At 46.0% G+C, this 25,359-nt stretch carries 25 protein-coding genes and 1 tRNA gene; 13 read left to right on the top strand and 13 right to left on the bottom strand.

Going from position 1 to position 25,359, the window contains the following annotated elements; all coding sequences use genetic code 11:
* Positions 1-17: 17 nt before the first annotated feature.
* A complete protein-coding gene (locus tag QLG00_RS09695) occupies positions 18-926 on the bottom strand; it encodes an AEC family transporter (protein WP_282470883.1) in 909 nt (302 codons plus the stop codon).
* A 116-nt stretch (positions 927-1,042) separates the two neighbouring features.
* Between QLG00_RS09695 and QLG00_RS09690 the strand changes: the two genes are divergently transcribed.
* From QLG00_RS09690 to QLG00_RS09680, 3 genes are all read left to right on the top strand, one after another.
* A complete protein-coding gene (locus QLG00_RS09690) occupies positions 1,043-1,525 on the top strand; it encodes a hypothetical protein (RefSeq protein WP_282470882.1) in 483 nt (160 codons plus the stop codon).
* 206 nt (positions 1,526-1,731) lie between these two features.
* Positions 1,732-2,919 carry an ammonium transporter gene (locus QLG00_RS09685; protein ID WP_282470881.1) on the top strand — a complete coding sequence of 396 codons (1,188 nt, stop codon included), beginning with the start codon at positions 1,732-1,734 and terminating at the stop codon, positions 2,917-2,919.
* Between the two features lie 136 nt (positions 2,920-3,055).
* The gene (locus tag QLG00_RS09680) at positions 3,056-3,736 is read left to right on the top strand and encodes a phosphatase PAP2 family protein (protein WP_282470880.1); all 681 of its coding nucleotides are present in this window, start codon (positions 3,056-3,058) and stop codon (positions 3,734-3,736) included.
* On the opposite strand, the gene QLG00_RS09675 is transcribed toward QLG00_RS09680, so the two are convergent.
* From QLG00_RS09675 to QLG00_RS09665, 3 genes are all read right to left on the bottom strand, one after another.
* Complete coding sequence (locus tag QLG00_RS09675; RefSeq protein WP_004941123.1) at positions 3,733-5,058, bottom strand: ATP-binding protein; 1,326 nt, start codon at positions 5,056-5,058, stop codon at positions 3,733-3,735. The two genes, QLG00_RS09680 and QLG00_RS09675, sit on opposite strands and share 4 nt — an antisense overlap.
* A 13-nt stretch (positions 5,059-5,071) precedes the next feature.
* A complete protein-coding gene (locus QLG00_RS09670; protein ID WP_004941126.1) occupies positions 5,072-5,749 on the bottom strand; it encodes a DNA-binding response regulator PmrA in 678 nt (225 codons plus the stop codon).
* Positions 5,750-6,158: 409 nt separating this feature from the next.
* Positions 6,159-7,409, bottom strand: a complete 1,251-nt coding sequence (locus tag QLG00_RS09665; RefSeq protein ID WP_282470879.1) for an MFS transporter — start codon at positions 7,407-7,409, stop codon at positions 6,159-6,161.
* A gap of 134 nt (positions 7,410-7,543) precedes the next feature.
* Between QLG00_RS09665 and QLG00_RS09660 the strand changes: the two genes are divergently transcribed.
* The 4 genes from QLG00_RS09660 to QLG00_RS09645 all read left to right on the top strand — a co-directional run bounded on the left by QLG00_RS09660 (position 7,544) and on the right by QLG00_RS09645 (position 10,591).
* The gene (locus QLG00_RS09660) at positions 7,544-8,170 is read left to right on the top strand and encodes a 1-acyl-sn-glycerol-3-phosphate acyltransferase (RefSeq protein ID WP_025094387.1); all 627 of its coding nucleotides are present in this window, start codon (positions 7,544-7,546) and stop codon (positions 8,168-8,170) included.
* A 65-nt stretch (positions 8,171-8,235) separates the two neighbouring features.
* A complete protein-coding gene (locus tag QLG00_RS09655; protein ID WP_119026081.1) occupies positions 8,236-9,153 on the top strand; it encodes a patatin-like phospholipase family protein in 918 nt (305 codons plus the stop codon).
* Positions 9,154-9,251: 98 nt separating this feature from the next.
* The gene (locus QLG00_RS09650; protein ID WP_004941138.1) at positions 9,252-9,719 is read left to right on the top strand and encodes an NfeD family protein; all 468 of its coding nucleotides are present in this window, start codon (positions 9,252-9,254) and stop codon (positions 9,717-9,719) included.
* A 14-nt stretch (positions 9,720-9,733) separates the two neighbouring features.
* Positions 9,734-10,591, top strand: coding sequence for an SPFH domain-containing protein (locus tag QLG00_RS09645; protein ID WP_004941142.1), 858 nt, complete (start codon positions 9,734-9,736; stop codon positions 10,589-10,591).
* A 71-nt stretch (positions 10,592-10,662) separates the two neighbouring features.
* Here the strand turns inward: QLG00_RS09645 and QLG00_RS09640 are convergent, their stop codons facing one another.
* A complete protein-coding gene (locus tag QLG00_RS09640) occupies positions 10,663-11,571 on the bottom strand; it encodes a farnesyl diphosphate synthase (protein ID WP_282470878.1) in 909 nt (302 codons plus the stop codon).
* A gap of 286 nt (positions 11,572-11,857) precedes the next feature.
* Here QLG00_RS09640 and QLG00_RS09635 point away from each other — a divergent pair, with 286 nt between their 5' ends.
* Both QLG00_RS09635 and QLG00_RS09630 read left to right on the top strand, forming a co-directional pair.
* A complete protein-coding gene (locus QLG00_RS09635) occupies positions 11,858-13,216 on the top strand; it encodes an amino acid permease (protein ID WP_034440327.1) in 1,359 nt (452 codons plus the stop codon).
* Between the two features lie 73 nt (positions 13,217-13,289).
* Positions 13,290-13,362 (top strand) — tRNA-Arg (locus QLG00_RS09630).
* A gap of 5 nt (positions 13,363-13,367) precedes the next feature.
* On the opposite strand, the gene QLG00_RS09625 is transcribed toward QLG00_RS09630, so the two are convergent.
* The 3 genes from QLG00_RS09625 to QLG00_RS09615 form a co-directional block, all read right to left on the bottom strand.
* Complete coding sequence (locus QLG00_RS09625; RefSeq protein ID WP_282470877.1) at positions 13,368-13,913, bottom strand: GNAT family N-acetyltransferase; 546 nt, start codon at positions 13,911-13,913, stop codon at positions 13,368-13,370.
* A 185-nt stretch (positions 13,914-14,098) separates the two neighbouring features.
* Positions 14,099-14,500, bottom strand: a complete 402-nt coding sequence (uraH, locus tag QLG00_RS09620; protein WP_120430587.1) for a hydroxyisourate hydrolase — start codon at positions 14,498-14,500, stop codon at positions 14,099-14,101.
* A gap of 19 nt (positions 14,501-14,519) precedes the next feature.
* Positions 14,520-15,005, bottom strand: a complete 486-nt coding sequence (locus tag QLG00_RS09615) for a heme-binding protein (RefSeq protein ID WP_111812800.1) — start codon at positions 15,003-15,005, stop codon at positions 14,520-14,522.
* Positions 15,006-15,107: 102 nt separating this feature from the next.
* Between QLG00_RS09615 and QLG00_RS09610 the strand changes: the two genes are divergently transcribed.
* From QLG00_RS09610 to QLG00_RS09595, 4 genes are all read left to right on the top strand, one after another.
* Entirely contained in the window at positions 15,108-15,782 is a 675-nt protein-coding gene (locus QLG00_RS09610; RefSeq protein WP_282470894.1) for a heavy metal response regulator transcription factor, read from the top strand.
* Position 15,783: 1 nt separating this feature from the next.
* Entirely contained in the window at positions 15,784-17,157 is a 1,374-nt protein-coding gene (locus tag QLG00_RS09605) for a heavy metal sensor histidine kinase (RefSeq protein WP_282470876.1), read from the top strand.
* An 80-nt stretch (positions 17,158-17,237) separates the two neighbouring features.
* A complete protein-coding gene (locus tag QLG00_RS09600) occupies positions 17,238-18,761 on the top strand; it encodes a cryptochrome/photolyase family protein (protein WP_282470875.1) in 1,524 nt (507 codons plus the stop codon).
* Positions 18,762-18,764: 3 nt separating this feature from the next.
* The gene (locus QLG00_RS09595) at positions 18,765-18,926 is read left to right on the top strand and encodes a DUF2256 domain-containing protein (protein WP_011182656.1); all 162 of its coding nucleotides are present in this window, start codon (positions 18,765-18,767) and stop codon (positions 18,924-18,926) included.
* A 9-nt stretch (positions 18,927-18,935) separates the two neighbouring features.
* Here the strand turns inward: QLG00_RS09595 and QLG00_RS09590 are convergent, their stop codons facing one another.
* The 5 genes from QLG00_RS09590 to kdpB form a co-directional block, all read right to left on the bottom strand.
* Positions 18,936-19,199 (bottom strand): TIGR03643 family protein, encoded by a 264-nt coding sequence (locus QLG00_RS09590; RefSeq protein WP_004941177.1) that lies wholly within the window; start codon positions 19,197-19,199, stop codon positions 18,936-18,938.
* Between the two features lie 116 nt (positions 19,200-19,315).
* Complete coding sequence (locus QLG00_RS09585; protein WP_282470874.1) at positions 19,316-20,029, bottom strand: response regulator transcription factor; 714 nt, start codon at positions 20,027-20,029, stop codon at positions 19,316-19,318.
* Positions 20,030-20,038: 9 nt separating this feature from the next.
* Positions 20,039-22,681, bottom strand: coding sequence for a sensor histidine kinase KdpD (locus QLG00_RS09580; protein ID WP_282470873.1), 2,643 nt, complete (start codon positions 22,679-22,681; stop codon positions 20,039-20,041).
* Between the two features lie 10 nt (positions 22,682-22,691).
* Positions 22,692-23,321 (bottom strand): potassium-transporting ATPase subunit KdpC, encoded by a 630-nt coding sequence (gene kdpC / locus QLG00_RS09575; protein ID WP_151869009.1) that lies wholly within the window; start codon positions 23,319-23,321, stop codon positions 22,692-22,694.
* A 9-nt stretch (positions 23,322-23,330) separates the two neighbouring features.
* On the bottom strand, positions 23,331-25,346 hold the full coding sequence (gene kdpB / locus QLG00_RS09570) for a potassium-transporting ATPase subunit KdpB (protein ID WP_004929602.1): 2,016 nt from the start codon (positions 25,344-25,346) through the stop codon (positions 23,331-23,333).
* Positions 25,347-25,359 lie beyond the last annotated feature (13 nt).

Here is a 25,359-nt window from a genome sequence, read left to right as displayed (position 1 = left end):
CATTGAAAGACGTTAACTTATTGGCCCACCCACCAAATCACCAGCGGTAAGGTCACGGCCGCACACAGGGTTTGTAAGCTAATCACCGCTGCCATAAGCTGACTATCACCACGCAGCACTTTTGTTAAAATGTAAGCCGCAGATGCCGTAGGCAATGCAAAAAAGACCACCATGATCTGGGTTTCAAGCGCTGATAAACCCATCCACATACACACCCCATAAGCCAGCGCAGGCATAACAAGCAAACGCGCAGCGGTATCGATTAGCAAGGCGGGCACATCTTTTTTCATTTCCATAAACTGTAACGCTGCGCCTACACAAAGTAACCCCAAAGGTAAGCTAGACGATGAAAACAGCTTGAGTAAATTTAAAATACCGTCCCACAGCGGAATCTGGAGTGCATTGAATACACCACCAAATAGACAAGAGACAATGAGCGGATTTTTCAGTAATGCCAGCAGTACGGGTTTAAGGGCCATATTTTCACTTGAGGTGAGTGAAAGCACCGAAATTACATTGACTACCGGAATACTCACCGCCAGTAAAATGGCCAAGATCGCCATGCCCTCTTTGTGATAGAGCGCTGCCACCAAAGCCAAGCCAATATAGGTATTAAAACGCACAATACTTTGTACATGCACACCAAAGCGTGCCGGTCGGATATTTTTGAAATACTTGATGCCATACAGCACAGCAGTGGCCACAGCAATAACTGTAAACATGGCAAAAATCACGTACTTTAGATTCTGAAAATCAATTTTGGCCGTAACAAGGGTATGAAACAGTAGCGCTGGAAAGAGCACGTAATAATTGAGTTTTTCTGCGCCTGCCCAAAATTCTGTACTAAAAAATTGATAGGTTTTAAACAGATACCCTGTCGCAATGAGCGCAATCAGGGGAAAAAGTGCAAGAAAGATATGAGCCATGTTCGATCAGTGTCTACTATCGTTATTTTTAAATCCTGATTCATTCTATGCGCAAAAATCGGATCAGGCTTAAAATTTGCGTTAAACTTAAGCAAATGAACAAAAATAAAGCAACTATGAATATTCGATCACTTCTCACCTGCGTCTTTACTATAAGTTGTTTGTTCTCGACTACCAGTTTTGCCGAAACAGTACGCGCCCCATTAGTAGAAAAGCGTGCGATTTTTAAAGCTGCCGGTTTTCAGTTTCATCACAATAAATGGCAATCCGAATGTGGTGAGCCAACGCTTGAGCTGTATCAAGATATCAACCATGACCGTTTATCCGAGGCCATTGTCAGCAGTGCAGATACTGGCTGTTATGGACTGACAGGTATGGGGTTTGTGCTATTAAGCAAAACGGCGCAAGGTGTGTGGCGTGTGCGCTACGATGGTACAGGTGTGCCCGAGTTATTAAAATCGACAGGAAAAAATCGTATGCCCGACGTTTCGGTAGGTGGGCCGGGGTTCTGCTTTCCGGTTTTGCGCTGGGATGGCAGCAATTATCGTTTTCATCGTTACGAATATGAAGGCAAAGCGTGTCAGATCGGCCCACCTTAAAGCACTCTTTTTGCTCAGTCTGCACCACGCTTATCGGAAGCTTTAAATTTTAATCCAATATTGGTGCGTTTTTTGCTTTAAAAAGGCAAATTAACCCAACCGTGCGTTGTGGTTAATCACCCTTTAGATTTTCTTAACCATTTTGGTGCATAAATCATTTTTTATATGCAACCAAGCTGGATTTAAGCACTTTTTTTGAGCAAATTATGCAAAATGTCGATTTATTTTTCTTATTGCTCGGCGCAGTGCTGGTTCTGGCCATGCATGCTGGGTTTGCCTTTTTAGAGCTCGGCACCGTGCGGCATAAGAATCAGGTCAATGCGCTCAGTAAGATTCTGACCGATTTTTCTATTTCTGCAATTGCTTACTTTTTTGTAGGCTACTACATCTCCTATGGGCACAGCTTCTTTCAAACGGGTGCTGTGCTCGCCGCGGATCATGGTTATAACCTGATGCGCTGTTTCTTTTTACTGACCTTTGCTGCTGCCATTCCGGCCATTATTTCGGGTGGTATTGCCGAGCGTGCCAAAATGCGTCCACAAGCCATTGCCACGTTTGTACTGGTGGCGTTGGTATATCCACTTTTTGAAGGTATGGCATGGAACGGTAACTTTGGTCTGCAAAAATGGCTCGAAAGCCAATTTGGCGCCAGCTTTCACGATTTTGCCGGCTCAGTGGTGGTACATGCCATGGGCGGCTGGATTGCGCTGATCGCTGTGATTTTACTGGGCGCACGAAATGGTCGTTATAAAAAAGACGGACGTGTCAGTGCTCATCCGCCCTCGTCCATTCCCTTCTTAGCGTTAGGGTCTTGGATCTTAATTGTGGGCTGGTTTGGTTTTAATGTGATGAGTGCCCAGCGTGTCGATGCGATTTCAGGCTTGGTGGCCATCAATTCACTAATGGCGATGGTAGGCGGCACCTTAAGCGCCAACTTTATGGGTAAAAATGACCCCGGCTTTTTACACAACGGCCCGCTGGCAGGCTTGGTCGCCATCTGTGCAGGGTCAGATATTGTGCATCCTGTTAGTGCATTAGTGATCGGTGTTGTGGCAGGTGTAATCTTTGTGAAGCTGTTTACCTATACACAAAACAAGCTCAAGGTTGATGATGTACTTGGTGTGTGGCCTTTACATGGCGTCTGTGGTGCCCTTGGAGGCCTTGCAGTAGGGATATTTGGACAAAAGGCGTTTGGAGGCTTGGGCGGTGTCTCGATGATGTCTCAACTGATTGGTACGGGTCTTGCAATTGTAATTGCTGTGCTGGGTGGATTTGTGGTGTATGGCCTACTCAAGGCCGTGATGGGCATTCGTTTAAGCCAAGAAGATGAATTCCGTGGTGCAGACTTGTCTATTCATAAAATCTCTGCAAATTCTGAAGATGGAATGTTTTAATCCCGCACCCGTTTGTGCTTTTGCGACTCTCTGAGTCGCTTTTTTTTAGCTGCGATTTGATGTAGTCGCTTAAGTGATCGCTAAGTTTGGCACGTTTAAATCATGCCCAGAGATTTCTATATTTATTCAATTCCTTATGCAATTTTCTGTTTTTATGCGCATACAGCTTGTACTGATCGCATGCAGTGCAGTTGTACTGATGATGCTCTTTCCGGTAGGCGGTGCGATTGATCTGCATTTGATTGCACCGTGGGTCGATGCAACAGGGCAATTTCATCATCGCGATAACTGGTATTTGGCCAAACTGAATCATGTGATTGTGAAAAACATCATCATCGGGGTTTATGCAGCATTTTTTGTGTTGTGGCTGGCATCATTTAAAATTACGCGTCTGGCCGCGCAGCGCTGGCAATATGGCTATATGTTTTGGGTGAGTATGCTGTGTACCAGTATCGTTGGCATTCTTAAGTCACAGTCGTCTCATGCTTGCCCTTGGAACATGACCCATCCAGCAGCACAGGGTTTTGTCTGGGATTTTAGCGCCACACATGGACACTGTTTTCCGGGTGGACATGCCAGCACCGGATTCGCCTTGATGACTGGCTACTTTGTGTACCGCGCAACACATCATCGACGTGCACTGTTTTATTTGTTTGCCGGGCTAATTTTAGGCTTTGCAATGGGCTGGGCACAGATGATGCGCGGCGCACACTTTTTAAGTCATAATTTATGGACAGGATGGTGGGTGTGGTCAATTAACTGCCTAATCTACTTGTGGGCGGTACGTCATTTGGGTACTCGCCAGCAGCATTCTTAATGATGCGGCGGTTGTTTGGGAATACGCACCAGCACACTTAAGCCGCCTAACTCTTCGCTTCTGAGCAGTTGAAGTTCTCCACCTAACCGACTGGTGGCCTTATCAACAATTGACAACCCCAGCCCACTCCCCACTTCAAGGTGATGATGCACACGATAAAAGCGCTTTAGCACCTTGTCGTAATGCTCGGGGTCAATTCCGGGGCCACTGTCTTCAATCTGTGCACAGGCGTATTCACCATCTTCATAGACAGAAATATTGATCACGCCTGCGGCTGGCGTATATTTGATGGCGTTATCAATCAGGTTGAAAACAATGGAATGCACGGTCGGTTCAACACTAACCATTTTTACCGATTCATTACGTACAAAACCTAAATCGATATCTTTTTCTACCGCCAGATTCATGAGTTGCTCGACACAGTTGAGCGTCACATCATTAAGCTCAAAGCTGCTGTGTCGTTCAATAGCACTCAAGGAAACATCTTGTTTGGCCAGCGCCAGTAACTGCGTGACCAAATGCTGGATTCGCGCCAAGCCTTTGCCGAGATTTTGCAGTGCGGCGTGGTCAGGAAACTGACTCAACAAAATTTTGGTTTGTAAATTCAGTGCCGTGATTGGCGTGCGCAGCTCGTGCGCAGCATCGGCCACGAACTGTTTTTGTTCTTGCTGAGATTCTGAAATTCGCTCAAACAGGCGGTTCATCTCTTCAATGGTCGGTAACAGTTCTTCAGGATACGTTTCATCGTGAATGGGCGACAGATCATTCGAATCGCGCTGCGTCAGCTCACGTTTAAAATCATCAAAAGGCTTGAGGTTACGCCGAATAATGCCCATCAGGCCAAGCAAGGCAAACGGTAAAATAAAGCCATAAGGTAAAAACATGCTGGCCGCAAGCTCAAGTGCCACCACTTTGCGTACTTTTTCGAGCTGACTGACCTGAATCTGGTAATTTTCTAAAGGCAAGACATAGGCGCGCAAGGTGCCCTGACGTGTCTCTTGCGAATAAAACCCGGCTTTTTTTACCGGAGGCATCAACAATTGATTTTCGTCTTGTAAATGGCGCTGATCGTCGTAGGCCCAGATATCGACCAGTAAATCTTCTTCGTGATATTCGTGATTGGCCTGAAAATGGCTGTCGAGATTGTAGAGCGGCTGACGTGCCGTGCGATCGGCCAGATAGCGCATTTGCTCATCAAGAATCTGATTGGTTTCGTGCAAGGCAACTTTATAGGCTGTAAAAACCAGAATACAGCCCAGTAAAAGACTAAAAACAGAGGTGACCCAGATTAATCGACGTCTTAATGAATAATGCTTGGCCATCCTCAGCGTTTCCTTATGATTGTCCCATTCGATAGCCTAATCCACGGATGGTACGGATGAAGTTTTTACCCAGCTTAGAGCGTAAATGGTGAATATACACTTCAATGGTATTACTGGTGACTTCACTATCAAAGTCGTAGAGCTTATCTTCTAAATTGGCTTTGGAAAAAATCTTATTCGGATGTGACATCAGCGGAATCAAAATCGCCCACTCACGGTTTGAGAGTTCAATTTCTTTACCCTGAAACGTGGCCACATGTTTTTCAACATTAAGCACCACATCGCCATTCACCAACACCTGATCTTGCTGCAAAGCGGCGTTGTCTTTACTGTTGGTTCTACGCAGCAATGCATTGATTCGTGCCAGCAACTCATCAAACTCGTACGGTTTGATCAGGTAGTCATCTGCCCCCTGATTCAAGCCTTCCACACGGTTTTCGAGCTGGTCACGTGCTGAAATAATCAGCACTGGCACCGCGGTTTTATGGCGGATCTGCTTGAGCACTTGCATGCCGTCCATCATGGGGAGGCCCAGATCGAGCAACACCAGATCAAACTTCTGCTTTGACAGATGCGCTAGGCCATCTAATCCATTATTCACCCACTCTACCTCGAATTGATGATATTTCAATAAGGTAATCGTGGATTCAGCGATCATGAAATCATCTTCAATAATCAAAATTTTGGTCATGGGTTAGACTCGCACAACTGTGGAATAACATGAATCTGATGCATCAGGAAAACGAGCAATAATCTGTTTTTACGCTGACTCGATGCAACAGAATAATTATCATTTTGGCTCAACATAACTGTTTTGCATATCAAATGAAATCGCGTGTCGACTATTGTTTTGGCAACACTTACTTTTCTACTGTAAAAATATAAGCTTAAAACACACTTAAATAAAAGCTTTGTCGTTTTTATACCATTTGATCAATTGCGTATTTGCTTCATTTTATCGCAACAATATCAAACCGATACAGGCATATTTATACATAATAACAATTAAAGCAATATTTTTGAGCTTACTCGGTATCCTCAGTAGTAGAATTTTACATACAGCACCGAAAAATGACGCAGCAGTTTAGCCCAATCATGATCTAGAGCGATGCTTGAGACTGCCCTAATGTTTTAGACCAAAAGTAAATGGGGAATACAGATAAAATAGCCATGACCACGACCAAACTCAGCATCCAGACATAGCCAATCTGGTCGGCAATAACACCGCTGATCAGGTAAAAACCACCGCTGACCGTGGCCATCAAAGCGACCTGAAAGGTAAAATCCGTGCCTGCAAGCGCACTTCGGCTATAGTGCATGACCAGTGTGAGCATTACCACCAGTAGCATCGCCGAGCATAGATCTTCAAGTGCATTGAGCGCATAAATGAGCGTAAAAGATACTGACATCCCGCTTTCGTATGCCCAGCCCAATCCTGCAAAGCCAATAAGAGTTAAAATTTTAACTATTGAAAAGAACAGCAGTACACCTGCACGGCTAAAACTTTGAAGTAGATATCCGGCAATGAATGCACCCAGTAATGCAGCCACAGCACCTAGCACGGTAATGTAAAGCCCAATTTGGGTAAAACTCAAGCCTATATCGACCATCAACGGCTTGAGTAAAGGGCCGGCCAAGCCATCTGCCACCTTAAAGCTAAGTAAAACGGTAAGCCATGCTCGTGTTGTCTTAGACTGTAAAAAGTGCTGTAAATAATGACGTATTGAAAATAATTTTGCCGCACTGCCCTGCACGCCCTGACGATCCTGTCGCGCGGATTGCAGCACAATAGGCAAGGTGTTAAGCGCCACTAAAGCCGCCAAACACAAAAAGGTATTTTGCCAACCCAAAGCATCGACAGCCCACAGAAGTACGCCGCCACCCACAATAAATCCTAAACGTGAACCAATCACCTGAAAGGTATTGCCCCAGTGCTGTTGATCAGTTTTGAGTAAATTCACGGCCAATGCATCGGTGGCAATATCCTGAGTGGCCCCTGAAAAATTAATCCAGAGCATCAGCACAAAAAACATCAACAAAAATTGTGGCTGGTTCAATGCATCAATGGGAAAATACGCCAGCACAACAAGCCCGCAAATGCTGCATACCTGCATGGGAATGATCCAGCTACGATAATGCCCAATGCGTGAACTGCCAAACCGATCGACCCAAGGTGCCCATAAAATTTTGATCGACCACGGCAGCATCAGCAGGCCAAAGCCGCCAATCTGTGCCAAAGACACGCCTTGTGCCCGTAAAATGACGGGTAAGGCATGGGTCATAAAGCCTATGGGCAACCCTTGTGCCCAATACAGGCTAAATAACAACAGATAAAGACGGCTTGCATGCATAGCGTATCGGGCTCGAATCAAAAAAATTGCAAAAATCAGTCTGTTTTAAAATGCATCTAACTATTTTGCCAATGTAGCGTACCTTTCAAAGGCTTAAGATGACAATAGGATGACCAACATGACCACAGATGGATATGACCCAATTTTTTCCTGATCTTCCCGATCGTGTGCCGCAACGTGGCACTGCCTTAAGCCGCCGCATGTGCAGGCAGTTATTTCTGGCTCAAGGCTGGCGAATTGAGGGCGAGTTTCCTAATGTTCCTAAAGCCGTCGCGATTATTGCACCGCATACATCTAACCTAGATGCATGGTACGGCTTTTTGGCCATCGGTGGTCTGGGCATTAAAATCACGGTACTCGGCAAAGATTCACTTTTCACTCCGGTCAGTACGCCCGTACTGAACTGGTTAGGGCTTATTCCGGTACAACGCAGCAAACGCACAGGTTTAACCGAGCAGGTGGTTCAGGCCATCGAGCAGCATGAACGCATCTGGATTGGCATGGCGCCCGAGGGTACGCGCAAACAGGCCAGCACCTTTAAAAGCGGGTTTTATCATATTGCGTTAAAAGCGCATATCCCTATTGTGATTTTCTCTTTCGATTTTGATCATAAAACCATTTATTGCTTAGGTGCTTTTTCCCCAACAGGTGATTATCAGCAAGACCTAACCGCCATCATGCAACGTTTTGAGGGCAAGGTATCAGCGAAGCGACCAGATCGCCTGTCGCGTCCTTTACAAAATCTTGTAAAAAATGACTAGAAATAAAGCAGTGAATCTGGTCTGATGTGCGCAATCTGATGGTCATCCAACACGTTTAATTGTTCATGAAAGTTGCACATTTCGCTTTGGTTACAGCACTGAGCTTTACGCTCTTTGGATGTGACAAAATTGCTAAAACACCTCCTCAAACCAGCTCGCTTCAGCCTCGTGAACCCGTCATTGCGCTTGCACTGGGCGGTGGTGGAGCCAAAGGCTTTGCCCATATTGGTGTGATCAAAGTACTCGAATCGCATGGTATCAAACCGAAAATTGTCACGGGCACCAGTGCGGGCAGTTTTGTGGGGAGTATTTATGCCAGCGGAAAAACTGGCTACCAGATGCAATCGATTGCGCTCAAGTTACAAGAATCTGATATCCGTGACTTAACCCTGAATCGTCAGGGCTTTGTGCTGGGTCAGAAACTGCAAAATTACGTCAATACTCAGGTAGGTAACAAGCCAATTGAGCAATTTCCAATTCGCTTTGCCGCAGTTGCAACACGTTTAGACAACGGCAAAAAAGCCGATTTTATTAAAGGCAATGCCGGTCAGGCGGTTCGTGCCTCATGTAGTATTCCCAATGTTTTTGTTCCAACAACCATTGGCAAGGTACAGTATGTCGACGGCGGTTTGGTAAGCCCAATTCCGGTCAAAACAGCACGTGATATGGGCGCCGATATTGTGATTGCGGTCGATATTTCTGCGCGTCCGGCAGGTACTCAGGCCAGCAGCATGTTGGGGTTGCTCGATCAAACCATCAACATCATGGGTCAGCAAAGCATTAATGAAGAGTTAAAGCAGGCCACTGTGGTGATTCAGCCTAAAGTCGGTCATCTTGGCGCACTGGATTTAAAAGCCAGTAATGATGCTATTTTGGAAGGTGAAAAAGCAGCACAACTTAAAATTCGTGCTATTCAAAGCGCGATTGATCAATTTAAAAAATCACCTGCTGCCCTTCAGCCACCACCTCGGGCCAAATTCTAAAGTCATTTTTTACTCAGCCCTGCCAAGTTCTGCTACAGTGAAGGTGCAATCGTGTATTTCGATTGCACCTTTTTTATAACAACATTTTGAGCATTGCTATGGAATTTGTATTAGAACCTTGGCACTGGTTTGTTCTGGGCATTGTGTTAATGCTTTCGGAACTTGTTTTTACCGCTTTTGCCGCTCTTTGGTTCGGTGTTGCCGCCATCATGGTGAGTGTTTTACTCTGGTTGTTTCCAATGATGGGCATTCCCACACAGCTGATCACTTGGGTAATTTTATCGATACTGTGTACCTTTTTATGGTTCAAATTTATCAAGCCATTGTCCATCGATAAAACCAAGGCAGGCTTATCCCGCGAAGCCACGATTGGTCAGGTGGGCATGGTGATTCGTGTGGGTATGTCGCATGAACAGGTACTGGTACGTTTTTCCTTGCCTGTGATGGGAACCGATGAATGGAACTGTCGCAGTTTGGCTCCGGTGAGCGTGGGCGATCGCGTGTGCGTGGTCGACATCATGGGCAATAATCTGGTTGTTCAACCCCATAACCCCAATAAACAATAAATGAGGACACACTTATGTCAGTGGGTTTAATTATTGGCTTAGCCTTTCTTGTCTTTGTTGGCGTGACGATTTTTAAGGGTGTACGCATTGTGCCGCAAGGCTATAAATGGATTGTACAGCGCTTAGGAAAATATCACTCCACTTTAAATCCAGGATTAAACTTCGTGATTCCGTATGTCGATGAAATCGCATACAAAGTCACGACTAAAGATATTGTGCTAGATATTCCTTCGCAAGAAGTGATTACACGTGACAATGCCGTGCTACTTATGAATGCGGTCGCGTATATCAATTTGACCACACCGGAAAAAGCGGTTTATGGAATTGAAAACTACACTTGGGCTATTCAAAATCTGGTGCAAACGTCGTTACGCTCAATCGTGGGCGAGATGGATCTAGACGATGCCCTGTCATCTCGTGATCATATCAAGGCCAAATTGAAAGCCGCCATTTCCGATGATATTTCAGACTGGGGCATTACCTTAAAAACGGTCGAGATTCAGGATATCCAGCCATCGACCACCATGCAAGCCGCGATGGAAGCGCAGGCTGCTGCCGAGCGTCAGCGCCGTGCGACCGTGACCCGTGCCGACGGCGAAAAGCAGGCAGCGATTTTAGAAGCCGATGGTCGTCTTGAAGCATCGCGTCGAGATGCCGAAGCGCAAGTGGTTTTGGCTGAGGCCTCACAAAAAGCCATTGAAATGATCACCTCTGCGGTAGGCGAACAGGAAATTCCAGTTGCGTATTTGCTTGGTGAACAGTACATCAAGTCTATGCAAGAAATGGCAAAATCCAACAATGCCAAAACCGTGGTGATTCCTGCCGATGTACTTAGCACCATTCGTGGTGTAATGGGACGTCAGCCCAACTAGATCTCTTTGAATTAACATAAAAAAAGCGATGTGCACTTTAAGCAAATCGCTTTTTTTTTATTCAAGTGAGCTTAATTTTTTCTGCGCAATAAAAACTGGGTGATTTGTTCAAGGTCCGTTGCTGCACCAGAAAAATGCGTCAGTGCAGCCAGTGCCTGATCGTGCAAGCTTTTGGCATAAGCCTGTGCCGCTTCAAGGCCCATAAGCGCAGGATAAGTCGACTTTTGTACTTGCTGGTCTTTACCTGCGGTTTTACCTAAGGTTTCAGTACTGGAGATAATATCGAGAATATCGTCTTGTACCTGAAACGCCAGCCCCAAACTTTGACCAAACTGACGTAATTGCACCAATGCGGGATCTGTTCCTTTAAATAAGGTCACGGCCGCCATCAGAATGGCAGCCTGAATCAGTGCGCCCGTTTTATTGCGGTGAATATTTTCAAGTGCCGCCTGATCGATACTCTTGCCTTCGGCCTGTAAATCGAGCACCTGTCCACAAACCATCTTAGAGCTAGAGGTGGCCAGAATTTGCATTTGTTTGAGTACAATCGAGGCATCGACGCTATTTTGCTGATCAAACAAACGACTGCCCAGCACCTCAAATGCCATTGATTGCAAGATATCACCCGCCAGTAATGCAGTATCTTCGCCAAATGCCACATGACACGTCGGTTGTCCGCGGCGCAGCAAATCGTTATCCATGCAAGGCAAATCATCATGTGCGAGTGAATAACAATGAATCAGTTCAACCGCCACCGCAGCACGGCGTGCTGCCGCATAATTGGGATTCTCTGCCAATGCAGCCACGGCATAGCACAATGCTGGACGCACCCGCTTGCCACCCAGCATAACGGCATGATGCACCGCCGACTTGAGTGGCTCTGGCAGTGCAAAGGCATCGAGTGCCATCTGCAAATCTTGCTGAATTCGTTCTTGAGCTGTAGATAAGATGTTGCTATTCACAGGGGAAATCGATGTCACAATTGCCTCGAATCTTGAATGGGAGCGAAAAAAGGTCTGAACAGACCGCTCATGACATGCTGCCTAATTTACCATGATAGGACTGATTTCTCACTTATTTATTCATTTACATCACGATATTCTTATGGGATGAGAATCTTTACCAAGTTTTAATCGCCAGCAAACTGTATAAAATTTGTGAACCAAGAAGTTCAATGATTTAGCACGGCTTTGTGCTGCACTCGACTAGGCTAAATTCTATCTATCCTTTAGAATAAAACGCTTATTTCTGGTCGGGTGAAGTCCTTTGAACAACGATTCTTCAAAACTTCAGCGGGGCTTAAAAAACCGTCATATCCAATTAATTGCCATGGGCGGCGCAATTGGGACTGGTTTATTTTTAGGATCTGCACAAGTCATTCAATCCGCTGGGCCATCGATCATTCTTGGGTATGCAATCGGTGGACTCATCGCTTTTTTAATCATGCGTCAATTAGGGGAAATGATTGTCCATGAGCCTGTAGCAGGTTCGTTCAGTCACTTTGCGTACAAATATTGGGGTAAATTTCCGGGCTTTTTGGCTGGCTGGAACTACTGGGTGCTGTATATTTTAGTCGCTATGACTGAATTGACAGCGGTTGCGAAGTATATCAATTACTGGTGGCCTCATATTCCTGCATGGGTTTCGGTATTGTTTTTCTTTGTGGTCATTACACTCGTAAACCTGACCAATGTAAAATTTTACGGAGAATCCGAGTTTTGGTTGGCGATTATCAAGGTCACCGCCGTCATTTCCATGATTGTGTTTGGTCTGTATCTGCTCTTTACCGCCGATTCAAGCTCGACCGCATCGTTTAGCAACTTATGGACACATGGTGGTTTCTTTCCAAACGGTTTTGAAGGCCTGTTTTATATGCTGGCCTTTTTGATGTTTGCCTTTGGCGGTATCGAACTGATCGGGATGGCAGCAGCTGAAGCTGAAAACCCTCAAAAAACCATTCCTAAAGCGATTAATCAGGTGGTTTTTCGTATTTTAGTGTTTTATGTGGGCTCACTCACCATCTTGTTGTCTTTGGTGCCTTGGAATCAACTGGATTTGGGTGGTCTGGACAAAAGCCCATTTGTGATGATTTTTAGTCAGTTGGGTATTGGTTGGGCTGCACATTTGCTGAACTTTATTATTTTAACTGCTGCACTATCGGTTTATAACAGCGGTATGTTTGCCAACAGCCGCATGCTGTTTGGTCTGGCACAACAAGGTAATGCGCCAAAAATCTTTACTAAAGTGAATAAACAGGGTGTTCCTATTCCTGCGGTATTGTTCTCTGCATTGTTGATTTTTGGCTGCGTACTTTTAAATTACTTTGTACCAGAAGATGCACTGGGTCATTTGATGTATGTGGTGGTAGGTGCTTTGGTACTTAACTGGGCCATGATCAGCTTGACGCATTTGAAGTTTAAAGCTGCGGTCAAAAAGCTCAAACTGAATGTAACGTTCCCAGCCCTATGGGCGCCGGTGAGTAACTATTTGGTGCTGATTTTTATTGCGCTGGTGCTGTTTATCATGTGGCAACAGGGCTTTAAAGAATCGGTGATTATGATTCCGGTCTGGATTGTGTTGATGTTTGGTCTGTTTCATTTGCTGACCAAAAAAGATAACACTTAAGCTGCAAAATGAATGAAATTAAAAAAGTTATTACCTCGGTAATAACTTTTTTTGTTTATACTCACATTTCGATGCGCCCTTAGCTTAACTGGATAGAGCAGTTGCCTCCTAAGCGACCGACGTGGGTTCGAGTCCCGCAGGGCGTATACACTTAAATTAAATTAGAAAAATCCTCAGCGCGAATCTCATAAAGCACATGCCGTGCAAGCAAATGCTCTGCTGCTAATTTAGGATGATCAAATGCTTTAACTTTTGTCATGTTTAACTTTTTCATTAATGCTTCTGAAGGCATATTGACAGCCGCTGTAAAGGCAACCACTCGCTCAAGCTTTAACTGCTCAAACGCATAATCTAATACGGCTTTTGCTCCTTCAAAGGCATATCCCTGTCTCCAAGCGGCTTTTGCAAGTCTCCAACTGATTTCTATACAGGGTGAAAAATCAAATTGTGATGGCTGAGCATTTAAACCAATATATCCAATAAAAGATTGAGTCTGTTTAAGCTCCACTGCCCATAGTCCCCATGATGGATGCTCATCAAACTTCAATCTGATGCTTTTGATAAAGTCACGGCTCTGATCGGGACTTAAGGTAGACGGAAAATAATGCATGACATCGGGATCAAGGCCCATCTGTATAAACGGCACAATATCGGATTCTTGCCATGGTCTAAGAATCAATCGAGAAGTCTCTAACATGGTCTGATTTATTCACTGATGATCTTAAAATTGATCAAACTCTACTACAGGTAGTTCAGTACCTCCACAGAGATGTGTAAGCTTCATATTACAAGATCAAATGTAATCAATTGAATAGCTAAAAACTCGAGCAAGACACCAAGTTTATGGTGTGCTGCCCGAGATTTGATTTAATCTTTCAGTACTTAGTTACCACGGTACGTCGAGTAACCATACGGGCTAAGTAGTAGTGGAATATGGTAATGCTTCACCGCACCATCTACATTAAAAATGACGGGTACTTCTGGAAAGAAGCTGCTTTCGTTATGTTTCTTAAACCAATCTCCAGTTTTAAAGGTCACACGGTATACTCCCTGCTCCAGTTTTTTATTATCTGGATACAAAGCCGGAATACGTCCGTTTTCATTGGTCACTTTTTCATTGAGCTTAACCCACTGACCTTTTTGGTTTTGCTCAAGCACCACCGCAACATCGGATGATGGCAAACCGGTTTGTAAGTTCAGTACATGCACGCTTAAAGGATTGTCTGCTGCTATTGCCCATGCACTTAAGGTCATACCGGCGGCAAATACACATTGTTTGATCATTTCAAATTACTCCTCGATTTTACTTAAAAGTCATTTTGATGGCCTGTTCGGCACACAAGTCATCATTCTTTGAACCACCAGAGCCGGCTATACCAATGGCACCGACCACTTCATTTTGATAAAGCACCGGAAAACCACCTCCAAGCAGCAATAATTCTGAAAATGACGTGAGATTTTGTGATTCAATATTTTGTCGGGCATTTTGACTAAATACCGTGGTCGGGGTTTTGGTCGACAGTGCCGTAAAAGCTTTTTTCTGTGCAGCCAGCGCATTATGTGGCCCCACGGTTTCATGGCGCTTGATTATCAGCGGCTGCCCACCACGGTCTAGCACGACCACAGCCAGATGTTTGTTTATTTGCTGGCAGGCTTGTTCGGCATTGCTGGCCAGTTTTTCTGCGGTGTTTAAATCCAGATTGTATTGTTTTGCCAGTTGCACATTTTCTGCAAAACTGTAAGAACTCATACTTAAGGCCAATGTCAGCCCTGCAATCACTTTTTTCATTGATTCGCCCTCTCTATACTGTGGTTATTCTAGAGATTCCCTTCAGCTGCAACATGACAGTTGGATTACAGTCTTGTCATTTTAGAAATGGAACGTCGCATGATGCGTATTCTTGTCGTAGAAGATGAAGTCAAAATCGCGCGCTATCTGGTTCAGGGCTTTGTCGAATCGGGATATCAGGCCGAATGTGTACATACTGGACTCGAAGCTTTGGAGCGATTGAGACAAGCGTCTTTTCATTTGGTGATGCTGGATGTGATGCTGCCCGATCTGGATGGCTGGTCGGTCTTGACAATCTTGCGTCAGTTTTCGCAAGTGCCGGTGATTTTTTTGACCGCTAAAGACCAGATTCCCGACCGCGTGAAAGGCTTAGAACTTGGTGCAGACGATTATCTGGCCAAACCTTTTTCTTATGTTGAGTTACTGGCGCGGGTTCGCAGTTTGCTGCGTCGGCAAAACATACAGCCCGAGAATGTGCTGAAATTAGCCGACCTCAGTCTGGATTTATTACAGCACAAAGCGTATCGGGCAAATCAACCGATTGATCTGAGCAAAAAAGAGTTTGAACTGCTGCGCTTTATGTTGCAGCACGCCAACCAAATCGTGTCTCGCCGGCAAATTGCCTCCGAGGTCTGGCATATCAATTTCGATACCGATACCAATTTTATTGACGTTGCCATCCGCCGCTTACGCAGTAAGGTCGACGATGCCAGCAACCTCAAACTGATTCATACCATTCGTGGTTTGGGTTATAAGCTTTCAGAAGAGACTCCTTAAAATGAACGTTCGCTCACTCGAATTTAGGCTTACCTTACTGGTCACCACGGCATGTGCACTAATTTTGTGTCTGGTGGGCGTGCTGACCTATTTGGGTATAGACCGTATTTTGGTGCGCGAGCAAGATCAAGCTTTAGCTTCACGTATTGAACGTTTGGAGGTGTTGATTCAAGACAGCGACAACGTACAGCAAATTGTAGCCAAACCTAAAATTTATCAAAATATGCTCGGCAATCAGGACAACTTATTTATTCTGATTCAGGACCAACAAAAACTCATCGATATCAACCCGCTGAATATCCCAATTCCAAAGTTGCAAGCGAGCCAACAGATTGCTTTTTTAAATGTTCATCAGACGGGTAATGCAACGCGTCTGGCATGGAAAAATTTTAGTCTAAATGGTGTTTCGTATCAGCTCATTGCAGGCAAGCAGTGGTCGGAACGCTTAGGTATTTTATATTCATTTCGCGATGATCTGATCAAGTACTTGCTGCTTGGCGTCGCGATGGTGAGTTTTCTATGCTGGCTGTTGTGCCGCTTTGGCTTAAGAGGGCTTCGCGAGCTGACCGAGCAAACCCGGCAAATCGATATTCAGTCTTTACAACATCGGATTCAGGTGGCGCATCAAAGCAGTGAAGTACAACTTTTAACCGATGCAATTAATCATATGTTGCAACGTATCGAGGCTGGGTATCAGCAGTTAAATCGATTCTCTGAAAATATTGCGCATGAGTTTCGCACACCACTGAACAATCTGGTCGGGCAAACCGAAATTTTACTCTCAGAATCTCGTACTTCACATGATTATGAAGATCTGTTGGTGTCTCATCTGGAAGAATATGCACGTTTAAAACGTATGATTGACAGCATGTTATTTCTGGCTCGGGCCGATCAACAGCAAATCCAACTGCACACAGAACTGCTGAATGTACAGGATGCCTTAGAAGATTTACTGAGCTTTTACGATTTAATGGCCAGCGAAAAACAGATCGAGATCAGTGCACAACTTGAAGCCAGCTCAGTTGTGGCAGATCATCAACTGTTTCAGCGCGCTGTCTCAAATCTGATTGAAAATGCGATTTTACATGGCGTTGAGCACGGTAAAATAGAAGTTAAAGTACAGCAGCATGTTTTAGACACGCGTACATATGTCGAGATTGCCGTATTGACGCAGGGCGTTCAGATTGAGGCACAGCATTTGCCGCATGTATTTGAACGCTTTTATCAGTGCGAATCTTCACGCCATCAACAAGGCCGTTCCGGTGGTTTGGGTCTATCCATTGTCGCGTCGATCATGCAGCTTCATAATGGACGAGCAAGCGTACATCAAAGCGAAAATGGCGTGTGTTTTACGCTGGATTTTCCGGTGAACTAAATTAAGATTGCACAAATTCACAAAAAATTGATCGCCATTCTTTTAGGCTAAAACTAACTCATTTAGTTCATGGACTGCGCATGCGACTTGGTTTGATTTTGGGAGACCAGCTCAGCCAGCAACTGGCCACCTTAAAGGCTCTGGATCGTGAGCAAGACGTGATCCTGATGGCAGAAGTGGTCGATGAAGCCACTTATGTTCAGCATCATGTACAAAAAATTGCACTGTTGTTTAGTGCCATGCGCCACTTCGCCAAGGCACTCAAGCAAGATGGCTGGAAAATCCAGTATCACGTCTACGATGCCAAAAGCCCTATTCGGTCACTACTCGATTATGTAGAGCAGCAGCAAAAGCGCTTAAACGCAGAGGCGGTTGTGGTCACACACTGCGGCGAATACCGTTTACAGCAACAGATCGAGCAGGAATGGCCCAAAAAACTACAGGTGCCCGTTGAGTGCTTAGAAGATGATCGCTTTTTTTGTGGATTAAACGAGTTTCGGCACTGGGCTGCTCGCTATAAAGTCTTGCGTATGGAGTACTTTTACCGAGAGATGCGCAAAAAAACGGGTTACCTGATGCAGCACGATGCGCCCGAAGGTGGAAAATGGAACTACGATCATTCCAACCGTAAGCCATGGTCGGGTAAAACCCCACTGCCTGAACGTTTGCAGTTTAAGCGTGATACTATCGATGACGATGTGATTGCACTGGTCAAACGTGAATTCAAAGATCATTTGGGCAGCTTGGATAACTTTCGCTGGGCCACTACCCGCAGTGATGCTCAAAAAGCATTGGCACATTTTATTGAGCACATGCTCAATGATTTTGGCGATTACCAAGATGCCATGGTCTATGGAAGCGATTTTATGTTTCATAGCCTGCTATCTCCCTATCTCAATTGTGGGTTGCTTTCGCCGGAAGAAGTCTGTGAAGCGGCGGAAGCGGCTTATCATGCAGGCAAAGCCCCGCTCAATGCTGTAGAAGGTTTTATCCGGCAAATCTTGGGTTGGCGCGAATACATTCGGGGTATTTACTGGCTGAACATGCCCGATTACGCTCAAGAAAATGCGCTCAATAATACCCGTGCCTTGCCTGCCTATTACTGGACTGGAAAAACCAAAATGGCCTGTATGTCCGAGTGTTTCCGCAATACGCTAGAGCATGCCTATGCGCACCATATTCAACGTCTCATGGTGACAGGCAACTTTGCACTTTTAACTGGAATAAAACCTGAAGAAATTTGCGAATGGTATCTGGCAGTGTATGCCGATGCCTATGAATGGGTGGAACTGCCCAATACACTGGGAATGGTGATGCATGCAGATGGGGGTTTGATGGCCAGTAAGCCCTATGCCGCCTCGGGAAACTATATCAACAAGATGTCTGATTACTGCAAGCACTGCCACTATAACGTTAAAACCAAAACAGACCACGACAGTTGTCCGTTTAACAGTCTGTACTGGCACTTTGTAAAGCGCCATGAAACATTTTTTCGTTCTAATGCACGCATGCACATGGTCTATCGTAGTCTAGACAAAATGCAAGATCAGGACAAAGTACTGGCGCACGCAGAACACTTACTTACACATCTGGATCAGTTATAAGCCATGAAAAAACAGCATCTTCCTGAAAAAGTTTGTGAATATTGTCAGCGCAGTTATACGTGGCGTAAAAAATGGGAGCGCTGCTGGGACGAAGTGCGCTATTGCTCAGAGCGCTGCAAACGTGAAGCCAAGCGTGAGCGCGCCAAGACATCGACAGCGCACTAAACTCAAGGCTTAATGATGTTTATACTGGCGCGTGCAGTAACCACGAATTACATCGGGTGAACGCAGTTGCAAATGTTTGGTTTTGCGCCCAGTGACTCGCTCACGCCATAGCTTGAAGCTGCTCGATTTCATATGCTGGCGCATCAGACGAATCACAGCCGACTCATTTAAGCCAAACTCTCGCTCAATCGCTTCAAACGGCGTGCGGTCTTCCCACGCCATTTCAATAATACGGGAAATCTCATCATCTTGATATTCACGGGTCTGGGTCACACGTTCACCATTGATATTGACTAGGGGTTGCTAAGACAACACAGCGATTTTAGTGCATCACTTTAGCGAAATGAAGGTGAAGAATTTGTGATGTCAGACGCCTTGGTCTCATCTCGTTAAGCGCTACCAACATCACTTTGAAAGCGCAAACCGATGCCCGCAACAGTAAAAATATAATGCGGTTGTAGCGCTGAGTCGCCCAGCTTAGTTCTAAGTTTTTTGACCAAAATACGCAAATAATGCGTGTCCTCTTCATGCGTAATGCCCCAAAGCTCCGACAAAATCTGCTTTTGGGTCACAATTTTACCCTGATACCGAATGAGTAAGGCCAGTAGCTGAAACTCTTTTTTGGTGAGTACCACCTCGTCTCCAGCCAGTTTCACGCTATGCTCCGCGACATCGACAAAAAGCTGTCCATCATTAAAAACCAGATTATGCTCACTTTGACTCGGCTGCTGACGAAACATCACCCGAATCCGGGCACATAACTCCTGAATACTAAATGGTTTGGTCACATAGTCATTGGCACCCGCATCGAGCAACTTAATTTTTTGCTGCTCGTCTGGACGTGCAGAGAGTACGATGACCGGAATTTGCGACCATTGCCGCATCTCTTTTAATACCTCTGCACCATCCATGTCGGGTAGACCCAAATCTAAAATCAGCAGATCCGCCCCTTGAGAGGCCAAAATTTCCAGCCCTTTCATACCGGTTTCAGCCACATGCACCGCATAACCCTGCGCGCGTAAGGCAATATCGAGAAATTTACGGATTTGTGGCTCATCGTCGATAATCAAAATCGAGGCCTGTGTATTAAAGCTGTGCGACATAAATCATCGTTATTCTTGGTGTTGAGGTAATCGTATTCGAATTTGGGTGCCTTGACCATACGGTCCAGCCATTGCTTCAATGCTCCCCATATGTGCCCCGATAATGGCTTTTACGATTGCAAGCCCAAGCCCAGTGCCGGTTTTACCCCGATCACCACGCTGCATGGTATAAAACATATCAAAAATTTGCTCACGCTCCTGCTCGGGAATCCCGATGCCCAGATCGATGATATCAATCTGAAACTGCTCATCGACTGCACTGATCTGCACCTGAATGGGAACAGCATCAGGTGAAAACTTGGCTGCATTTTCAAGCACATTAAATAATGCCTGTTCGATTAATGCCGGATGTACATACAAAGCGGGTAAATTCGGCGCGATGTTTATGTCTATCTGAATATTGGGTTGATAGCGTTTTAAACGCTGGGTCGCCGATCCTATCAACTCATCGATACTAATCCATGCACGGCTTAACGTCAGCCCCTGATGGCCCAAACGCGTCATATCGAGTAGATTTTGGATATATCGATCGAGCCGTTCGCCCTCGATGTGAATAGTGTCGAGCAGGCTGTCCCGATCTGTATCCGACAATTGCGCACTGTAATATTTTAGCGTATCTGCCGAGCCAATCATGGCGGCCAAAGGCGAACGTAAGTCATGCGATACCGACGACAAGAGCGCTGATCGCAGTTTCTCGGTTTCGGCTACCACCCGTGAGTTTTCGAGCTGAAATGACAGTAAAACCCGCGCCAGCGTTTGTGCAATATCTTCAATCATCAGCTCGGCCAAACGCTGCTGCTCAAAACTGATCACGTCTAAATCGGGATGAAAGCGCAGTGCAATCACACCATGCTCCCCCGCCAGATTGAGCGGATTAAACCACCACTCAGATTGGGTCAGGGTATTGGTAAAACGCCCACAGGGCTGACCATTTTTTTGTGTCCAGTCGGCTGCAATGTGGTCTTTGTGATTTAACTGACTCCGATCACCCGCCTCAAGTTCCCCCACTCTTAACCATGCCGTGGCTTTCAGTGCACTCTCCAGATGCTGTTTAGATACACCAAGCACCTGTGCAATATCTACGCACGTCGAGAGTTTACGCTCAAGCTCTTGCAGTTGCAGCGATACACTATTGGCCACCCTTAAACTCAGTACCTGTGCGCGTAACTGATTGGCCAGACGCCCAACCAGTAAAGCCGATAAAATAAAAATCACGATGGTAATCACACCACGCTCTGCGCTAATTCTAAAGGTAAAGCGGGGTTCAATAAAAAAGTAGTTGTACAGTAAAAAACAAACGAAAACACTCAGCAAGGTCATGAGCATTCGGGCACGCATGGCCACCACCAGCACCGTCACCACAAAAATCAGCGCCAGCTCGGTATAGCCAATAAAATGATCACTGATGGCCGCGATAATAAATCCTGCCAATACAATCAAAATGCTTTCGATCAGTTCTCGCGCTTGAAAATGGGTGTACTGTTGCAGCCATGTTTGATCGGGCACAGCAGCCTGTGCCGAATACGATGTTGCTTTGAGTGGTTGTACAAAGGTAATTTCAAAAGGGTGCTGCTTGTCGAGGAGCTGATCGGCAATATGCTCGGAGCGAATACGCTCAAGAAGTGTTTTTTTGGGGCTTTTCCCCAGCAAAATATTTGAGGCACCATAATCATAGGCCGCCTGCAAAATGGTTGGCGCAATCTGATGACTGTAAAGCAAATAGGTGTCGGCACCCAGTTTACGTGCCAGATTAAATGCTTTGCTCACAGCCAGACTTTGCGCCGAGGAGGTTTTACTTTTTTGAATTGAAATTACACTCCACGTTGCATTGCGGCGCTCGGCAATGCGGTGGGCACGGCGCACCAGATCCTCAGCAAAGACAGAACCATCGATGGCCAGCATCACATGGTTCTGAATCGGGACGATGCGCCCCTGCGCCACAGATTTTTCCCGATAATCAATTTCGACCTGCCCCGCCACAGTCTGAATCGCCAGATCACGCAGTGCAGTTAAATGTGCAGGTTTAAAAAAGCCCTGCAAGGCATGCGGTGCCATATCGTCTAGATAGATTTTGCCATGTTTCATCCGTTCAAGCAGTTCAGGCACAGGCAAATCGACCAAACGAATATCTTTCAATCGCTTGAGTAACGCATCGGGCACAGTTTCGGTCACGCGAATGCCGGTAATCTGATACACCACATCGTTTAGGCTTTCTAAGTGCTGAATATTGAGGGTGCTATAAACATTGATTCCGGCATCCAGAATTTCATTGACATCTTGCCAGCGATATTCATGCCGACTGCCTGGCACATTACGATGGGCCAGTTCATCGACCAGCACGATTTCAGGCTTGATGTGAAGAATCTGGTCTAAATCCATTTCCTCAAGTTTACGGTCTTGATACTCGACCACTCGACGTGGAATCACATTTAAACCCGCAATCAACCGCGCTGTATCGGCACGACCGTGAGTTTCTACCACCCCCACAACGACCTGTTTGCCCTGCTGCATCAGCTCATGCGCCCGCGTGAGCATGGCATAGGTTTTACCCACGCCGGGTGCAGCACCTAAAAAAATGGTAAGACGCCCAGATTGCTCACGTTGCGTATGCGCCAACCAAGCATCGGCTTTTTCATTGCGGTCAATCTGCATCAATTCTGTCCTATCGAGCGGGTTGGGTCGAGCGTTGATCCAGTGCCAGATTCAGCTTGAGTACATTCACACGCGGCTCTCCATATAGTCCAAATTGCGGCGTTTGGGTATATTGCATCACCAGTTGATGAATCTCCTGCTCACTCAAACGACGTTGCTGTGCAACGCGTTTAATCTGTAGCTGGGCAGCTTCAGGAGAAATATCCGGATCTATTCCACTGCCCGATGCGGTGATCATATCATCTGGCACCTGAGCACCACCAATCTGATTGCTTTGAGCAAAAGCAATGCTACGCTCACGAATCTGCTTTTGCAGTTGCGGATTGGATACTGCCAGATTACTTCCCGACATCCCATCGACACTGTAATTACTGGCACTCGGGCGTGATTGAAAATAGGCTGCACTTTTAATCTGCTGCCCCACCAAGCTCGATCCTATAATTTTGCCGTCACGTTCAATCAGACTACCGTTGGCCTGTTCAGGAAAAATAAGCTGTGCAACCGACACACTGGCTGTCGAATAGAGGGCACCCGAGAGCACAAAACCCACCACGACCAGCCCGATACTGGCTCGCCATAACGAAGTCGATGATTCCACAGCAGTTGTATTTAAATCTGGATGATTCAATAAAGTATTCATCGTTGGCTCCTAAATCCACACCGCGACCACAAGATCAATCAGTTTGATGGCAATAAACGGGAACACGACACCTCCCACGCCGTAGATCAGCATATTACGGCGTAGCAGTTGCAATGCACTGGCAGGTTTAAACTTGACGCCACGGAGTGCCAGCGGAATCAACATTGGAATAATCAAGGCATTGAAAATCAATGCCGAAATCACGGCACTTTTTGGGCTACCCAAGTGCAAAATGTTTAAAACCTCAAGCTGCGGTACCGCAACAGCAAACAAGGCCGGTAAAATCACGAAGTATTTAGAAACATCGTTGGCCAATGAAAAGGTGGTTAATGCGCCACGGGTAATCAGTTGCTGTTTACCAATTTCAACCACATCCAGCAATTTGGTTGGGTCTGAATCCAGATCGACCATGTTGCCAGCTTCTTTGGCCGCCTGAGTCCCCGAGTTCATGGCCAGCCCAATATCGGCTTGTGCCAGTGCAGGTGCATCGTTGGTACCATCGCCAACCATGGCCACCAGTTTTCCTTCGGCTTGTTCATTTCGGATACAGGCCAGCTTGTCTTCTGGTCTGGCTTCGGCAATATAGTCGTCGACTCCCGCTTCTGCGGCAATCGCGGCTGCGGTCAGTGGGTTATCACCTGTCACCATAATGGTTTTGATGCCCATTTCGCGCAGTAAAGCAAAACGCTCTTTAATACCTTGCTTGATCACATCCGATAATTCAATCACACCTAAAATCGTATGATTGGCGGCAACCACCAGCGGCGTAGCACCCTTAGATGCCACTTGCTCTACGCGGGTTTTTAGCTCGATATTGTTGCGAATATCTTGCTCGGTGAATCCTAAAATTGCATCAAGCGCGCCCTTACGAATTTGATGACCATCGGCCAGATCGACACCGGATAAACGAGTTGCTGCACTAAACTGAATAAACGCTGCCTGTTCGGGTTCTTGTACAGTTTCGCCCATTTCTCTGGCTAAACTCACCACCGACTTCCCTTCTGGTGTCGGATCGGCAAAAGAGGTCATCATGGCTGCCTGACGCAGCTCACTCATCCCGATACCAGTGAGCGGATAAAACGCCGTGGCCTGGCGATCGCCATAAGTAATCGTGCCTGTTTTATCTAGCAGTAACACATCAATATCACCAGCGACTTCAACCGCTTTACCCGATTTAGCCAATACATTGGCTTTTAGGGCACGGTTCATGCCAGCAATCCCGATTGCAGGTAACAAACCGCCAATGGTGGTCGGAATAAGGCAGACCAATAAAGCCACCAGTAAAACTACACTGATCTTGATGCCTACCATTGAGCCAATAAAAGGCAAGGTCACCACCACCACAATAAAGGTGATGGTCATGATATTTAATAAGATTCCCAATGCAATTTCGTTCGGCGTTTTCTGACGGTTTGCTCCTTCGACCAGTGCGATCATTTTATCGAGAAAGCTATGGCCCGCTTCATTGCTCACACGCACAACAATCTGATCGGTCAGCACTTTCGTGCCCGCAATCACACCAGAGCGGTCGGTATTGGCTTCACGCAGTACAGGCGCAGACTCACCCGTCACCGCCGACTCATTAATGGTGGCAAAGCCGCGCACAATCTCACCATCGGCGGGTATAATCTCGCCCGCTTTGATCAGTACCAAATCCTCTTTTTTAAGTAAATTGGCCGATATCAGCTCAGGTGTCTGAGATGAATCAAGATCGGTGAGTTTATTCGCCATCAGATTTTCACGTGCTTGACGCAATGATGCAGCCTGCCCGCGCCCTTTGGCTTCTGCAACTGCTTCGGCGTAGTTGGCAAATAGTACTGTGACCAGCAAGATCAGTGTCAAAAGCAAACCAAAGCCCAGACTGGTACTGCCCATAAGTGTCGCCACGACGGTAAGTACCGTACCGACCCACACACACGCCATGACCGGATTTCGAAATGCATGCTGCGGGAGCAGTTTATAAAAAGTTTGTTGAATAATTTCTTTATTCAAGATCGTCATTTTGTTCGCATGAGACGAGTTCATAATGCGTGCTCCA

This window comes from Acinetobacter sp. V89_7, assembly GCF_029967895.1.
GTDB classification, from domain to species: Bacteria; Pseudomonadota; Gammaproteobacteria; order Pseudomonadales; family Moraxellaceae; genus Acinetobacter; species Acinetobacter soli.
The sequence above is the reverse complement of the archived record's forward strand: the minus strand, read 5'-3'. Positions and strand labels throughout refer to the sequence as shown.

Bases quoted from the DNA above. Each gene is read 5' to 3' on its own strand.
- QLG00_RS09695 (WP_282470883.1), bottom strand. From the start codon at position 926: ATGGCTCATATCTTTCTTGCACTTTTTCCCCTGATTGCGCTCATTGCG.
- QLG00_RS09690 (WP_282470882.1), top strand. From the start codon at position 1,043: ATGAATATTCGATCACTTCTCACCTGCGTCTTTACTATAAGTTGTTTG.
- QLG00_RS09685 (WP_282470881.1), top strand. From the start codon at position 1,732: ATGCAAAATGTCGATTTATTTTTCTTATTGCTCGGCGCAGTGCTGGTT.
- QLG00_RS09680 (WP_282470880.1), top strand. From the start codon at position 3,056: ATGCAATTTTCTGTTTTTATGCGCATACAGCTTGTACTGATCGCATGC.
- QLG00_RS09675 (WP_004941123.1), bottom strand. From the start codon at position 5,058: ATGGCCAAGCATTATTCATTAAGACGTCGATTAATCTGGGTCACCTCT.
- QLG00_RS09670 (WP_004941126.1), bottom strand. From the start codon at position 5,749: ATGACCAAAATTTTGATTATTGAAGATGATTTCATGATCGCTGAATCC.
- QLG00_RS09665 (WP_282470879.1), bottom strand. From the start codon at position 7,409: ATGCATGCAAGCCGTCTTTATCTGTTGTTATTTAGCCTGTATTGGGCA.
- QLG00_RS09660 (WP_025094387.1), top strand. From the start codon at position 7,544: ATGACCCAATTTTTTCCTGATCTTCCCGATCGTGTGCCGCAACGTGGC.
- QLG00_RS09655 (WP_119026081.1), top strand. From the start codon at position 8,236: ATGAAAGTTGCACATTTCGCTTTGGTTACAGCACTGAGCTTTACGCTC.
- QLG00_RS09650 (WP_004941138.1), top strand. From the start codon at position 9,252: ATGGAATTTGTATTAGAACCTTGGCACTGGTTTGTTCTGGGCATTGTG.
- QLG00_RS09645 (WP_004941142.1), top strand. From the start codon at position 9,734: ATGTCAGTGGGTTTAATTATTGGCTTAGCCTTTCTTGTCTTTGTTGGC.
- QLG00_RS09625 (WP_282470877.1), bottom strand. From the start codon at position 13,913: ATGTTAGAGACTTCTCGATTGATTCTTAGACCATGGCAAGAATCCGAT.
- uraH (WP_120430587.1), bottom strand. From the start codon at position 14,500: ATGATCAAACAATGTGTATTTGCCGCCGGTATGACCTTAAGTGCATGG.
- QLG00_RS09615 (WP_111812800.1), bottom strand. From the start codon at position 15,005: ATGAAAAAAGTGATTGCAGGGCTGACATTGGCCTTAAGTATGAGTTCT.
- QLG00_RS09610 (WP_282470894.1), top strand. From the start codon at position 15,108: ATGCGTATTCTTGTCGTAGAAGATGAAGTCAAAATCGCGCGCTATCTG.
- QLG00_RS09605 (WP_282470876.1), top strand. From the start codon at position 15,784: ATGAACGTTCGCTCACTCGAATTTAGGCTTACCTTACTGGTCACCACG.
- QLG00_RS09600 (WP_282470875.1), top strand. From the start codon at position 17,238: ATGCGACTTGGTTTGATTTTGGGAGACCAGCTCAGCCAGCAACTGGCC.
- QLG00_RS09595 (WP_011182656.1), top strand. From the start codon at position 18,765: ATGAAAAAACAGCATCTTCCTGAAAAAGTTTGTGAATATTGTCAGCGC.
- QLG00_RS09585 (WP_282470874.1), bottom strand. From the start codon at position 20,029: ATGTCGCACAGCTTTAATACACAGGCCTCGATTTTGATTATCGACGAT.
- QLG00_RS09580 (WP_282470873.1), bottom strand. From the start codon at position 22,681: ATGCAGATTGACCGCAATGAAAAAGCCGATGCTTGGTTGGCGCATACG.
- kdpC (WP_151869009.1), bottom strand. From the start codon at position 23,321: ATGAATACTTTATTGAATCATCCAGATTTAAATACAACTGCTGTGGAA.
- kdpB (WP_004929602.1), bottom strand. From the start codon at position 25,346: ATGAACTCGTCTCATGCGAACAAAATGACGATCTTGAATAAAGAAATT.